At 72.9% G+C, this 12,767-nt stretch carries 13 protein-coding genes; 5 read left to right on the top strand and 8 right to left on the bottom strand.

Annotated features, from left to right (window positions below; translation table 11 throughout):
• Positions 1–41: 41 nt before the first annotated feature.
• On the bottom strand, positions 42–521 hold the full coding sequence (locus EDD34_RS03175; protein ID WP_246012159.1) for a MaoC family dehydratase: 480 nt from the start codon (positions 519–521) through the stop codon (positions 42–44).
• A gap of 141 nt (positions 522–662) precedes the next feature.
• Here EDD34_RS03175 and EDD34_RS03170 point away from each other — a divergent pair, with 141 nt between their 5' ends.
• The 3 genes from EDD34_RS03170 to EDD34_RS03160 all read left to right on the top strand — a co-directional run bounded on the left by EDD34_RS03170 (position 663) and on the right by EDD34_RS03160 (position 3,898).
• Entirely contained in the window at positions 663–1,280 is a 618-nt protein-coding gene (locus tag EDD34_RS03170) for a biotin transporter BioY (RefSeq protein WP_123813283.1), read from the top strand.
• A gap of 281 nt (positions 1,281–1,561) precedes the next feature.
• Complete coding sequence (locus tag EDD34_RS03165; protein ID WP_123813282.1) at positions 1,562–2,884, top strand: Glu/Leu/Phe/Val family dehydrogenase; 1,323 nt, start codon at positions 1,562–1,564, stop codon at positions 2,882–2,884.
• 129 nt (positions 2,885–3,013) lie between these two features.
• Positions 3,014–3,898, top strand: a complete 885-nt coding sequence (locus tag EDD34_RS03160) for a putative protein N(5)-glutamine methyltransferase (RefSeq protein WP_123813281.1) — start codon at positions 3,014–3,016, stop codon at positions 3,896–3,898.
• Positions 3,899–3,922: 24 nt separating this feature from the next.
• On the opposite strand, the gene hemQ is transcribed toward EDD34_RS03160, so the two are convergent.
• The 4 genes from hemQ to ald form a co-directional block, all read right to left on the bottom strand.
• Positions 3,923–4,726, bottom strand: a complete 804-nt coding sequence (gene hemQ / locus EDD34_RS03155; RefSeq protein ID WP_425462338.1) for a hydrogen peroxide-dependent heme synthase — start codon at positions 4,724–4,726, stop codon at positions 3,923–3,925.
• Complete coding sequence (locus tag EDD34_RS03150) at positions 4,723–5,904, bottom strand: ferrochelatase (protein WP_123813280.1); 1,182 nt, start codon at positions 5,902–5,904, stop codon at positions 4,723–4,725. Before EDD34_RS03150 ends, hemQ begins: the two co-directional genes overlap by 4 nt.
• Positions 5,905–6,019: 115 nt before the next feature.
• The gene (locus tag EDD34_RS03145) at positions 6,020–7,162 is read right to left on the bottom strand and encodes a glycerate kinase (RefSeq protein WP_123816287.1); all 1,143 of its coding nucleotides are present in this window, start codon (positions 7,160–7,162) and stop codon (positions 6,020–6,022) included.
• A gap of 87 nt (positions 7,163–7,249) precedes the next feature.
• A complete protein-coding gene (gene ald, locus EDD34_RS03140; protein WP_123813279.1) occupies positions 7,250–8,344 on the bottom strand; it encodes an alanine dehydrogenase in 1,095 nt (364 codons plus the stop codon).
• A 93-nt stretch (positions 8,345–8,437) separates the two neighbouring features.
• Here ald and EDD34_RS03135 point away from each other — a divergent pair, with 93 nt between their 5' ends.
• On the top strand, positions 8,438–9,349 hold the full coding sequence (locus EDD34_RS03135) for a LysR family transcriptional regulator (RefSeq protein WP_123813278.1): 912 nt from the start codon (positions 8,438–8,440) through the stop codon (positions 9,347–9,349).
• 165 nt (positions 9,350–9,514) lie between these two features.
• Here the strand turns inward: EDD34_RS03135 and EDD34_RS03130 are convergent, their stop codons facing one another.
• Positions 9,515–10,000, bottom strand: a complete 486-nt coding sequence (locus EDD34_RS03130; RefSeq protein ID WP_123813277.1) for a MarR family winged helix-turn-helix transcriptional regulator — start codon at positions 9,998–10,000, stop codon at positions 9,515–9,517.
• Between the two features lie 157 nt (positions 10,001–10,157).
• Positions 10,158–10,919, bottom strand: coding sequence for an isoprenyl transferase (locus EDD34_RS03125; RefSeq protein ID WP_123813276.1), 762 nt, complete (start codon positions 10,917–10,919; stop codon positions 10,158–10,160).
• A gap of 166 nt (positions 10,920–11,085) precedes the next feature.
• On the opposite strand from EDD34_RS03125, the gene trhA reads away from it, so the two are divergent.
• A complete protein-coding gene (gene trhA / locus EDD34_RS03120; RefSeq protein WP_425462336.1) occupies positions 11,086–11,889 on the top strand; it encodes a PAQR family membrane homeostasis protein TrhA in 804 nt (267 codons plus the stop codon).
• A 1-nt stretch (position 11,890) separates the two neighbouring features.
• Here the strand turns inward: trhA and EDD34_RS03115 are convergent, their stop codons facing one another.
• Complete coding sequence (locus tag EDD34_RS03115; RefSeq protein ID WP_170176952.1) at positions 11,891–12,751, bottom strand: carbon-nitrogen hydrolase family protein; 861 nt, start codon at positions 12,749–12,751, stop codon at positions 11,891–11,893.
• Positions 12,752–12,767 lie beyond the last annotated feature (16 nt).

Genomic DNA, 12,767 nt, shown 5'->3' with positions numbered 1-12,767 from the left:
CGGGCGGCCTTCCGTCCGCCGCCCCCGGCACTGAACGCCTGTCAGTCCGCGGAGGGAGGGCTGCCGGGTTCGGTCGGGATGTGGAGGGCCAGGGTGCGAGCCACCAGGGCCGGCTTGGTCTCGCCCTCGATCTCGACCGTGATCTCGCTCTCGACGCGCGTGCCCCGCTGCCCCGGTGCGACCGCGGCGACGACCGCCGTCGCGCGCACCCGTCTGCCGGAACGGACGGGGGCGAGGAACCGCACCCGGTCGGATCCCGCGTTGACCACCATCGCGACGCCGTCCACCACGAGCAGGCCGCGCATCAGGCGCGGCAACAGGGACAGCGTCAGGTAGCCGTGCGCGACCGTCCCGCCGAACGGCCCGGCGTCCGCGCGCTCCACGTCGACATGGATCCACTGCGGGTCCTCGGTCGCCGCGGCGAACCGGTCGATGCGCTCCTGGGTGACCTCGACCCAGTCCCCGGGGCCGAGCACCGTCCCGACCAGGGATTCCAGCTTTCCGTACGTGACCTGCATCATCGCCGATCCTTTCAGGTGGTGACCGCTGCCCCCAGTCTGCGCGATACGGACCTGATTGTGGGTTTCCCACAAGTTGACCGCGCTTTCACGGGCATCTGATCCCCACGACGGCGCGCCCCGCCGCCTCGTACTGTCGTGTTCATGACAAGCCTTGCCTTTCCCCTGGTGCCGCGCACGAATCCGCGCCGCGTCCTCGCCGACCTGATCCCCGCGGAGTCGAGCCGCGCCCGCGCGATCGCCCGCGACGTCACGCTCGTGGTCGCCGTCGCCGCCATCACCGCGCTGGCCGCGCAGATCCGTGTCCCGATCCCGGGCCTGCCCGTCCCCATCACCGGCCAGACCTTCGCGGTGCTGCTCGGCGCCGCCGCACTCGGCCCGCTCCGCGGTACCGCCGCACAGGTCCTGTACGTGGGTGTGGGCCTGGTGGGCTTTCCGGTCTACGCCGGGGGCGGGGCCGGGGCCGAGGTGCTCCTCGGAGCGTCCGGCGGCTACCTGATCGGTTTCGTCGCGGCGAGCGCCGTCGTGGGCGCGCTGGCCCGGCGTGGCCTGGACCGTGGGGTGCTCGGTACCGTGCTGGCGTTCGCGGCCGGTTCCGCGGTGATCTACGCGATCGGCGTGCCGTGGCTGGCCGTCGTCGCCGGCATGTCCCCGGGTGAGGCCTTCGCGGCCGGCGCCGGCGTGTTCCTGATCGGCGACGCGATCAAGGCCGCCCTCGCGGGCGTCCTGCTGCCGGCCGCGTGGCGGCTGGCCCGGGACTGACGATGCTGTCCGACGACGGTCCGCGGCGCCTCTCACCCGAGGGGCGGCGGGGCCGTCGTCGCCGGCGGGCGGACACCGTTTCGGCCCGCGCCCGTCCCTCACCGGCCGGTCACAACGACCGTCGGGATGTTTGCCGTATCGTCACGATTCGATCGGGCATTCGTCCTGCCTGCCCTGCCTGATGGGGGATAGATTGAGGACAGGGCGCAGATCCCGCGTCCTGATGACCCGCGCCATCGGCCCCACAAGGGCATCGGCGCCCGTTCTCCACGGAGGACCATGTGACAACGACGTCAGCCACCGAGGCCGCTGAGGCCGCCCCGGTCGCTCCCACCACACCGGCCGAGGCGGCACTTCCGCCCGCCGGTTCGGCACTCGACACCGCGCACGCCCAGCTCGCCGCGGCGGTCGACATCCTCGGATACGACGACGGCCTGCACACCATGCTGCGGATGCCGCGCCGTGAGATGCACGTCGCGGTGCCGCTGCGCCGCGACGACGGCACCACCGAGGTGCTGCACGGATTCCGGGTGCAGCACAACGTGAGCCTCGGCCCGGGCAAGGGCGGTCTGCGGTACCACCCGAAGGTCGAGATCGACGAGGTCCGGGCCCTCGCCATGTGGATGACCTGGAAGTGCGGCGTCGTGAACCTGCCGTACGGCGGCGCCAAGGGCGGTGTCGCCATCGATCCGCGCGGCTACTCGACCGGAGAGCTGGAGCGCGTCACCCGCCGCTACACGTCCGAGATCATGCCGATGATCGGGCCGGACAACGACATCATGGCCCCGGACATGGGCACCGACGCCCAGACGATGGCATGGGTCATGGACACGTACTCGGTCGCCAAGGGCTACACGATTCCCGCCGTGGTCACCGGCAAGCCGCTCGCCGTGGGCGGGTCGCTGGGCCGCGGTACGGCCACGTCCGCGGGGCTGGTGCACGTCACGGCCGCCGCCCTCGCCGACTCCGGCGTGCCGCTCGAGGGCACCACCGTGGCGATCCAGGGCTTCGGCAAGGTCGGCGGCCACGCCGCCCAGATCTTCGCCGAGCGTGGCGCGAAGGTGGTCGCCGTCAGCGACCAGTACGGCGGCATCCGGAACGCCGCGGGGCTGGACGTCCCCCGCCTCATGGTGCACCTGCGCGACACGGGCTCCGTGGTCGGGTTCGACGGCGCCGACCCGATCACCAACGCCGAACTGCTCGCGCTCGACGTCGACGTGCTGGCCCCGGCCGCCATCGAGGGCGTGCTCGACGAGCACACCGCGGGCCGCGTCCGCGCGCGCTGGGTGGTCGAGGGCGCGAACGGTCCGACGACGGAGGCGGGCGACACCCTGCTCGCCAAGAACGGCGTCATCGTGGTGCCGGACGTGCTGGCGAACGCGGGCGGCGTCGTCGTCTCCTACTTCGAGTGGGTGCAGGCGAACCAGACGTACTGGTGGACCGAGCAGGAGATCGCGGAGAAGCTCGAGTACCGGATGCACCAGGCGTACCGGGGCGTGGCCGAGCTGGCGCGACGCGAGGGACTGTCGCTGCGCGACGCGGCCATCACGATCGGTGTGCAGAAGGTCGCGGAGGCCCACCAGATCCGCGGTCTCTACCCGTGATCTGCCGGCGGACGTTCCTGGGGTGAGATCTCCGGGTCTTTGGCTTTCTGGGGGTCGTGACCGTTGAGGTCACGACCCCCAGATCGGGTCACGGGCGACCGCCCGGACGCCACCGCCTACGATCAGGCGGTGACGTCAGAGACCGAGCCGCTGGTTTCGCGGCTGCGCGCCGCCGGGTGCGTGTTCGCCGAGGAGGAGGCGCTCCTCCTCCTCGAAGCGGCCGGCGCCGATCCGGAACGGCTCGAACGGCTCGCCCGCGCCCGGATCGGCGGCGCTCCGCTGGAGCAGGTGGTCGGCTGGGCGGAGTTCTGGGGCCGGCGCTGGACGGTCGCGCCGGGCGTCTTCGTCCCGCGCCGCCGGTCCGAACTCCTGGTCGCGGAGGCGCTGGCCCACCTGCGCGTGCGGCCCGGGACGCGGCTCCCCGTCCCCGCCGGGACGGACGCGACCGGTACCGCCCCGCCCGCGTCCGGCGTCGTCGTCGACCTGTGCTGCGGGTGCGGCGCGCTGGGCGGATCGGTGGCGCTCGACCTGGTGAACGCCGGGGCCGACGTCGAGCTGCACGCCTCCGACATCGACCCCGTCGCCGCCGGGTGCGCGCGGAGGAACCTGGCCGGCCCCGCCGTCGAACAGGGCACGGGCGCCGGCGGGCTGACCGTCGTCGTGCACGACGGCGATCTCGACGCTCCCTTGCCGGAATCGCTCCGGGGCCGGGTCGACGTCCTCCTGTGCAACGCCCCCTACGTGCCGACCGAGGCCATCGCGCTCATGCCCCGCGAGGCCCGCGACCACGAGCCTCGCCTCGCGCTCGACGGCGGTGCGGACGGCCTCGGCATCCTCCGCCGCGCGATAACCGCCGCGCCCGGCTGGCTCCGCCCCGGTGGCGTGCTGCTCTTCGAGACGGGCCACGACCAGGCCGAGGCTGCCGCCACGGCGGCCCGCCGGGCAGGCCTCACACCACGCATCGCCTCCGACGAAACCCTCGGCGCGACGGCTGTGGTGGCCGCCCAGGGCTGACTCCCGTTGGGGGAGGGAGAGGGGTCAGCTCAGGGGTTGGCGGGCCGCCCAGTCAGGGAGGGTGGTGCGAGGGCCGGTGAAGAACGGGGTCTCCTCGCGGACGTGGCGGCGGGCCTCGGTGGCGCGCAGATCGCGCATGAGGTCCACGATGCGGTGCAGCTCGTCCGCCTCGAAGGCGAGGATCCACTCGTAGTCGCCCAGCGCGAACGCGGAGACCGTGTTGGCGCGCACGTCCTTGTACCCGGCGGCCGCCATGCCGTGGTCGCGCAGCATGGTGCGGCGCTCGTCGTCGGGCAGCAGGTACCAGTCGTAGGACCGCACGAACGGGTACACGCACAGGTAGTCGCGCGGCTGCTCACCCGCCAGGAACGCCGGCACGTGCCCGCGGTTGAACTCCGCGGGGCGGTGCAGCGCCGCCACGGACCACACCGGCTCCAGGTACCGCCCGAGCGTCGTGGCGCGCAGCCGCTGGTAGGCGCCCTGCACGGCCTCGATCGTCGGACCGTGCGTCCACAGCATGAGGTCGGCGTCGGAGCGGAGCCCGCCCACGTCGTACCAGCCGCGCACCACCAGGTCCCCGTCCGCCTGCGTGCTGTCCCGGCCGGCGTCCGTCGTCGTCCCCTGATCGCCCCAGGCCGCGTCCTCGGCCTCGGCGACGAGGGCCTTGCGCTCGCCCTCGTCCTGAGGGAGCGTCTCGGTGAGGCTGAACACCGAGAACATGGTGTAGCGGATGGTCGCGTTGATGGCGTCCGCGTCGACGTCGTGCCCCGTGTCGCCGTGGACGTGATGGTTGCCCGGCGTCGCGCCGGGCCGGATGCTGTCGCTCACTGGTTCATGTCCTCCGAACAGAGTGCGGGGATGCCGCTGGGCTCCTCGTGGCGCCGCAGGCAGCAGTTCGTCCGGCACGCCGAGGCCACCGCCGGCAGGTCTCCCGCCGTGTCCTCGACGACCTTCTCGCCGCGGGCGAGCGCGGCGCGCTCCAGCACGAGGTCCACCAGCCCGCGGACGAACGGCTCGCGCGTGCCGACGGTTCCTGCGCGCACTGCCGTGATGCCGAGCTCCCGCGCCGTGGCGAGGGCCTCGGTGTCGAGATCATAGGCGACCTCCATGTGGTCGCTGATGAAGCCGATCGGCGAGATCACGACGTCGCGAACGCCGTCGGCGGCGAGCGCCTCGAGGTGGTCGTTGATGTCGGGCTCGAGCCACGGCTGGCTCGGCGGGCCCGAGCGGGAGCAGTAGGCGAGGTCCCACGCGACGTCGTGCCCGAGCTTCTCGGAGACCGCCGTGGCGACGAGTGCGGCCACGCTCTCGTGCTGCCGCGAGTAGGGCGCGTGCCACAGGCCGGACGCCGTCTCCATGGTGTCGGGGATCGAGTGCGTCACGAAGACGAGGCGTGCCCGGTCCCCGGCACCCCCGGCGGCGGCGAGGGCGGCGTATCCGTCCGCCACGGCGTCGATGTTGGCCTGCACGAAGCCCGGGTGGTTGAAGTACGGGCGGACCTTGTCGAACTGCACGCCGGTGGAGCCCTCGGCCCCGAGCTGCCCGCGCTCCCGCAGCGTCACCGCGAGGTCCTCGCGGTACTGGCGGCAGCCGGAGTAGCTGCTGTAGGCGGACGTCACGAGTGCGACGGCGCGCTTCGCGCCGAGCCGCTCCAGCGCGTCGACCGCGTCGGTGGTGTAGGGGGCCCAGTTCCGGTTGCCCCAGACGACGGGCAGGTCGATGCCGCGCCGTTCGAGCTCCGCCTCGAGCGCGGCCTTGAGCGCGAGGTTCTGCTCGTTGATCGGGCTCTTGCCGCCGAACTGGTAGTAGTGCTCGCCGACCTCCTCGAGCCGCTCGTCGGGGATGCCCTTGCCCGCGGTGACGTTCCGCAGGAACGGGACGACGTCCTCGGCCTTGTCGGGGCCACCGAACGAGTACAGGAGGAGGGCATCGTAGGGGCCGACGGCGGGCGTGGCGGGCGACGTCGCGGCCTCCGTGGCTGCCGCGGACTGCGGGGTAGGGGGCATGCGCCCATCTTTCCACCAGCACGAAGACCGGTCCTCGTCGACTTGCTCGAATCGGACGTGACTTTGACCCGACGACCTGTCATCTCAGCCGCCCGGAGGTCCCGCCGGACGGTTGTCAGCTACCGGAGCGACCGAGCAGGTTGGTGACCTGCGCGGCCAGGTCGGTGAGGCGGGCCGGGGTGCGGTGGAGCAGGTCGTCCAGCTCCACCGGCCCGGGCGCGATCGAGAACGCGGCCGTGATGCCCGCCTCCCAGGCCAGCGGCGCGGGCAGCAGCACCTGCCCCGCCAGGACGACGACGGACGGCTTCGCCGGGGACGCGGCGGCGAGGCGCGCGATGCCGTCCGCGACCTTGCCGCGCACCGACTGGGAGTCGAACGACCCCTCCCCGGTGAAGACGAGGTCGGCGTCCGCGAGCGCCTCGGGGAGCCCGATCGCCTCGGCGACGAGCTGTGCCCCCTGTTCGGTCTCGGCGCCGAGCACGGCGACGAGGCCCGACGGCACACCGCCGGCGGCGCCCGCGCCGGGCAGGTCGTGGGTCCGCACGCCGGTCTCGCGGTCGAGGACGTCGGCCCAGTGGCGCAGCGCGGTGTCGAGGTATTCGGCGTCGCCGTCGTTCGCGCCCTTCTGGTGCCCGAACACGTGGGCGGCGCCGTGCTCGCCCACGAGCGGGTTGGTCACGTCGACCGCGAGGCGCCAGCGCACCTGGCGGGCCCGCGGGTGCAGCCCGTCGAGGTCGATGCGGACCACCCGCGCGAGGCCTTCGCCGCCGTCGGGCACGTCCGCGCCGTCGTCGTCCAGGAGCCGTGCGCCGAGGCCGGTGAGGATCCCGGCGCCGCCGTCGGTCGAGGCGGACCCGCCGAGGCAGACCAGGACCTCGTCGACCCCGGCGTCGAGGACGGCACGGGCGACCTCGCCCGTGCCTCGGGTGCCGGCGTGCAGGGGCTGCAGCGGCTGGTCGCTGACGTGCGGCAGGCCGCTGGCCTCGGCGAGTTCGACGACGCCGGTCCGGCCGTCGGGCGAGGTGGCCCATCTGGCGGTGCGGGGGCGCCCGATGGCGTCGACGGTGTCGATCACCTGGGGCGTGACGTCCCACGCCGCGAGGAGGGCCTCGAGTGTCCCTTCGCCCCCGTCCGCCATGGGCAGGCAGGTGACGACGGCGTCGGGCCGGGCGGCGCGGACGCCGTCGGCGACGCGGGCGGCGACCTCGGCGGCGCTGAGGCTTCCTTTGAAGGAGTCGGGGGCGACGACGACACGCATGGTGCTCACGGCCCTGATCGTAGAGGGACGCACCGGTCACGCGCGGGACGGTTCACCGGCGTGGGCGCGGGCCAGGACGACGTGCGCTCACGCGTGGGGCAGGCCGAGCGCGTCCGCCACCTCCTCGCTGCGGAGCTCGCCCGCGTGGGTGCTCAGCCCTTTGGCGAGGGACGGGTTCGCGGCCAGCGCGGCCTCCCAGCCCTGGTCCGCGAGCGCGACGACATACGGCAGGGTCGCGTTGGTCAGCGCCCGCGTGGAGGTCTGCGGCACCGCGCCGGGCATGTTGGCGACGCAGTAGTACAGGGCGTCGTGCACGGGGTACGTCGGGTCGTCGTGCGTGGTCGGGTGGGAGCCCTCGAAGCAGCCGCCCTGGTCGATGGCGATGTCCACGAACACGGTGCCCGGCTTCGCCGCCTTCACCATCTGGTCGGTGACCAGCTTGGGCGCGGCGGCGCCCGGCACCAGGACGGAACCGATGACGAGGTCGGCCTGTTGCACCTGCTCGGCGATCTCGTACTGGGTGGAGTGCCGGGTGTGCAGCTTTCCGTCGAAGCGGTGGTCGAGCTCCCGCAGGCGCGGGATCGAGATGTCGACGACGGTCACGTCCGCGCCCATGCCCAGGGCGTTCGCCGCCGCGTGCTCGCCGGCCACGCCGCCGCCGATCACCAGCACCTTCGCCTCGGGAGTGCCCGGGACGCCGCCCATCAGGACACCGGCGCCACCGGTCGCGCTCATCAGGTGGTAGCCGCCCGCCTGGATGGACAGCCGGCCGGCCACCTCGCTCATCGGCGCGAGCAGCGGGAGGGATCGGTCGGGGAGCTGGACGGTCTCGTACGCGACGGCGGTCGTGCCGGCGTCGAGCAGGGCGCGGGTGCACGGCTCCGACGCCGCCAGGTGCAGGTACGTGAACAGCACCTGGTCCCCGCGGAGGCGGCCGTACTCCGGCTCGACCGGCTCCTTGACCTTGACCACCAGGTCCGAGTCCGCCCATACCTCGTCGGCGGTCGCGAGCGTGACGGCCCCGGCCACGTGATAGGCCTCGTCGGTGAAGCCCGAGCCGGCGCCGGCGCCCGCCTGGACGAGGACCTGGTGGCCGCGGCGAACGAGCTCGTGCGCGCCGGCGGGGGTGATGCCGACGCGGTTCTCGTTGTTCTTGATTTCGGTGGGTGTTCCGATCTTCATGTTTCGACGGTAGGCCTGTTCCCGTTGTGCGGTCCAGGTCACATTCCTGAATAGAATGTTCGGCGAGACCGAACAGAGAGGTTCTCCACCCGCATGCTCGACCCTCGGCGGCTCCACCTGTTGCGCCGGCTCCACCAGCTCGGCACCGTGCGCGCCGTGGCGGACCTGCTGCACATGAGCCCGTCGAGCGTCTCGCAGCAGCTCGCCACCCTGGAGAGGGAGGCCGGCGCGCACCTCCTGGAACGTACCGGGCGGCGCGTGCGGCTGACGCCGGTCGGGCTGGAACTGGCCCGCCACGCGACGGAGATCCTCGATCACATCGAGTCGGTCGAGGCCGAGATCGCCGGCCTGCACTCCGAGCCCACCGGCACGGTGCGGGTCGCGGCGTTCACCAGCGTGCTGCACACCATCCTGATCCCCGCGGTCCGGAGTCTGCGCTCCACGCACCCGCGGATCGCCGTCGTCCTGACGGAGGCGGAGCCGTCGGAGGCCCTGCCCGCGCTGCGCCGCGGCGAGGTCGACCTCGCGGTCAGCGGGGACTTCGAGGACTCCCCCGAGCCGTCCGACCCCGACCTTGTCCGTACGCCACTGACCAGGGACGACGTCGTTCTCGTGGTGGCCGAGGACGCGACGCCTCCGGGAATGCCGGCACCCGGTGGCGCCCACGACACCGTGCACCTGGCGGACCTGGCCGACGCGACCTGGGCGTTCGAGAAACCCGGGGCGCACCTGGCGGACCTGGCCGAGCGCCTGTGCCTGCGGGCCGGGTTCCGCCCACGGATCGCCGCGCGCTGCATGTCGCACGGATCCCTGCTGCGCTACGTGGAGGCCGGCCTGGCGGTGACGCTGCTGCCCCGCCTCGCCGTCGACAGCAGGTACGCCGTCCGGATCCTGCCGTTCCGCGATCCGCTGGAGCGGGACATCCACCTGGTGGGCCGGCGCGCCGCGATGTCACGGGTCGCGGTCCGCGAGGTCGCGCACGCGATCACGCGGGTCACTCCGTGACCGTGGGGCACGCCCGGGACGCGGGTGCCCGGAACGGGCGTGCTCCCCGGACGGGCGTGCTCCCGCGCGAGGAGCACTCCCCGGGTTCGGCCTGCACTCGGGCGCTACTACCACTGGTGCGCCCCCGCGCGGGAAGCACTCCCTGACGGGCGGCGCGCGTGTCCCCTACGTGGCGGCCTGCGAGCGGTCCGGTACTCCGGACTGCGCCGCGCGGAGCTTGTCGAGCAGTGCACGCAGGGTCGCGAGATCGTCGGCGGGCATCGCGGAGCCCACGTAGTGCTCGATCGACCGCACGTGCCGCACCCCCACCTCCTTCTGCAGCCTGACGCCGGCATCGGTGAGCACCACCTTCACGCCCCGGCCGTCCTCGGGTGCCGACTCGCGCCGCACGAGCCCGCGCCGTTCCAGACGATCGACCAGACGTGACAAGGACGACTGCGCCATCAGGATGTTCTCGTTCAGATCCCGCAGCCGCATCGAGCCGGAGCCGCCGGAGAGCGTGAACAGCACGTCGTACTCGCGCATGCTCAGTTCGTCCCAGATGTCATCGGCGAGCAGCCGGCGCATCAGGGTGACCTGTGTTCGGAAGAGCGACTCCCACGCCTCCGCTGCCTCGCGGGCCGTGGGAGCAGGCCGTTCTCTCACTGTCATCGGGTGTGATCCTCTCCTGCTTCGACTGGCACGCTACCCCAGGGCGGCTCAGATTTCCGCAGGAAGGACTCATAAGGTGTGGATTTTCAGGACGGATGCCGCCACGCGGCAAGCCGCGCCAGGAAGCGGTCGCCGCCGGGATCACGGAGGCGCGGAATCACCGGCCGAGGCGGCGCTCCCGCTGCGAGAAGTCGCGCAGGGCACGCAGGAAGTCGACCCGCCGGAAGGCCGGCCAGTACGCCTCGCAGAAGTAGTACTCCGAGTGCATCGACTGCCACATGAGGAACCCGCCGACGCGCTGCTCCCCCGACGTCCGGATGACCAGCTCCGGGTCCGGCTGGCCCCGCGTGTACAGGTGCTCGGCGATGTGCTCGACGTCGGTCCGCTCGGCGAGCTCCTGGAGCGTCGCGCCGTTCTTGGCCTCCTCGGTGAGGTAGGAGCGCACGGCATCGGCGATCTCCTGCCGGCCGCCGTAGCCGATCGCCACGTTCACCTGCAGCCCGCCGACGCCGGCCGTCTCCTCCTGGGCCTGGCGCAGGGTCCGCGAGAGTCGCTCCGGCAGCAGGTCGAGCCGCCCGATGGCGCGCACTCGCCAGCGACCGGACTCCGCGAGGTCGCGGACCGCGTCCTCGATGATCTCCAGGAGATTCTCCAGCTCGGCGGCCGAGCGGCTCAGGTTGTCCGTGGAGAGCATCCACAGCGTCACGACCTCGATGCCCAGCGGCTCCGCCCAGCCGAGCAGGTCCGCGATCTTGTCCGCGCCCCGCCGGTGCCCGGTGGCCGCGGTCTCGCCGAACGACTTGGCCCAGCGCCGGTTCCCGTCGAGCATCACGCCGATGTGCCGGGGCAGCGAGGCGCCGTCGAGGCTGCGGGCCAGGCGGCGCTCGTACAGTCGGTAGAGAGGTGAGGGCAGACGCACGGGAAAACGCTACCGCGACCCGGGAGGCGCATAGCACGGCCCCTCCCGCCAACCCGCCGCAGGATCTTCACACCGCCGACGCCGGGCCCGGGTGCCGCCCCCTACCCTGGTGAGAAACCTACGCTACCGTAGGTTCGCATTGCCGGCCGAGCGAAGGAGATGACACGTGGCAGCAGCGACGAACCAGCCCGGCCGACCGTCGCCGGACCCGGTGGACAACGTCGGCGACAAGGCGACCGGCCCCCTCGACCGGGTGGGCGACACCATCGACGACGTGCGCGGCAGCGTGACCGGCGTCGTGCAGACCATCTCCACCAGCGTGTCGGACACCGTGGAGCGCAAGATCAAACCGCACCTGCGCGGCTGGATCCACGCGGGCACGTTCCCGCTCGCCCTCGCGGCGAGCATCACCCTGGTCGCCCTCGCACCGGGCGCCGCCGCCAAGTGGTCCGTCGCGGTCTTCGGCCTCACCGCGGCGCTGCTGTTCGGCACCAGCGCGGTGTACCACCGCGGCACCTGGTCGCCGAAGGTGGAGGCGATCCTGCGCCGTGCCGACCACTCCAACATCTTCCTCATCATCGCCGGCACCTACACCCCGCTCGCCGTGACGCTGCTGGACCGGCACGACGCCACGATCCTCCTGTGGATCGTGTGGAGCGGAGCACTCGCGGGGCTGATCGGGCGCATCGTGTGGCTGCACGCGCCCCGCTGGGTCTACACGCCGATCTACGTGGCGCTCGGGTGGGTCGCCGTCGGCTACGTGAAGCCCTTCTGGGAGGCCGGCGGGCCTGCCGTGGTGTGGCTGGTGCTCGGCGGCGGCCTCGCCTACACCCTGGGCGCCGTCGTCTACGCGACGAAGAAGCCCGACCCCAGCCCTCGCTGGTTCGGCTTCCACGAGATCTTCCACGTTCTCACGGTGGTGGGGTTCGCCTCGCACGTCGTGGCGATCTACCTGGCGGCGCTTTCCTGAGCTACCGCGGCACCACCGTGTAGCGGCGGTTGTCGAGCGACGGGTTGGTACGGCGGGCGGTGACCACGCCCCCCGGGTCCAGGTCGACGGTCCGGATCTCCGGCCCGTCCTCCAGTTCGAGGCCGACGACGCCGTCCGGCCCGACCAGCAGCGATCGCCCCGTGACGCTCTTGCCCGCCATCCCGACGCCGAGCACGATCGCGGTGTTCTCGATCGCCCGCGCCCGCAGCAAGGTGTGCCAGTGGTCCGCCTTGAGCGGGCCGGCCATCCAGGCCGCCGGGTAGACCAGGACATCGGCTCCCGCGTCCACGACGCGCCGCGCCGACTCGGGGAAGCGGAGGTCATAGCAGGTCAGGACGCCGAACGTGAGATCCCCGAGCCGCAGGACGACCGGCTCGGCGTCGGCGGGGCCGGGCTCCAGGCGGTCCGACTCCCGCGTCCCGAACGCGTCGTAGAGGTGCACCTTGCGGTAGACCCCGGCGAGCGACCCGCCGCCGTCCACGACCACGAGCGCGTTCGCCGCGCGCCCCTTCCCGGCCGGGAGGGCGGTCCCCGCGATCACCGCGACGCCGGTCTCGGCGGCCCGGCGCCGCAGCATCGAGACGTACGGACCGTCGAGGGGCTCGGCGTGCTCGGCACCCACCCCGCGCGGGTCGTACGCCGAGGCGTACTCCGGCAGCACGAGCAGATCCGCCCGGAGGCGGGCTGCCTCGCGGAACGCCCCCTCGGCCGTCGCCCGGTTGGCTGCCGGGTCGTCGGAGACCGTGAGCTGCGCGACCGTGACGCGGACCTTGGCCGGGGCGCCGGCCGGACCGTCCGACGTCGGCCCGGGATCCGACGTCGCGCCCGTTTCGCCCGGCACGACGCCGGAGGCTTCG

The sequence above is a fragment of the Myceligenerans xiligouense genome, assembly GCF_003814695.1.
GTDB classification, from domain to species: domain Bacteria; phylum Actinomycetota; class Actinomycetes; order Actinomycetales; family Cellulomonadaceae; genus Myceligenerans; species Myceligenerans xiligouense.
The sequence above is the reverse complement of the archived record's forward strand: the minus strand, read 5'-3'. Positions and strand labels throughout refer to the sequence as shown.

What these genes read in the sequence shown, in the direction of transcription:
- EDD34_RS03175 (WP_246012159.1), bottom strand. Translation starts at nt 521, where the DNA reads ATGATGCAGGTCACGTACGGAAAGCTGGAATCCCTGGTCGGGACGGTG.
- EDD34_RS03170 (WP_123813283.1), top strand. Translation starts at nt 663, where the DNA reads ATGACAAGCCTTGCCTTTCCCCTGGTGCCGCGCACGAATCCGCGCCGC.
- EDD34_RS03150 (WP_123813280.1), bottom strand. Translation starts at nt 5,904, where the DNA reads ATGCCCCCTACCCCGCAGTCCGCGGCAGCCACGGAGGCCGCGACGTCG.
- EDD34_RS03145 (WP_123816287.1), bottom strand. Translation starts at nt 7,162, where the DNA reads ATGCGTGTCGTCGTCGCCCCCGACTCCTTCAAAGGAAGCCTCAGCGCC.
- ald (WP_123813279.1), bottom strand. Translation starts at nt 8,344, where the DNA reads ATGAAGATCGGAACACCCACCGAAATCAAGAACAACGAGAACCGCGTC.
- EDD34_RS03135 (WP_123813278.1), top strand. Translation starts at nt 8,438, where the DNA reads ATGCTCGACCCTCGGCGGCTCCACCTGTTGCGCCGGCTCCACCAGCTC.
- EDD34_RS03130 (WP_123813277.1), bottom strand. Translation starts at nt 10,000, where the DNA reads ATGACAGTGAGAGAACGGCCTGCTCCCACGGCCCGCGAGGCAGCGGAG.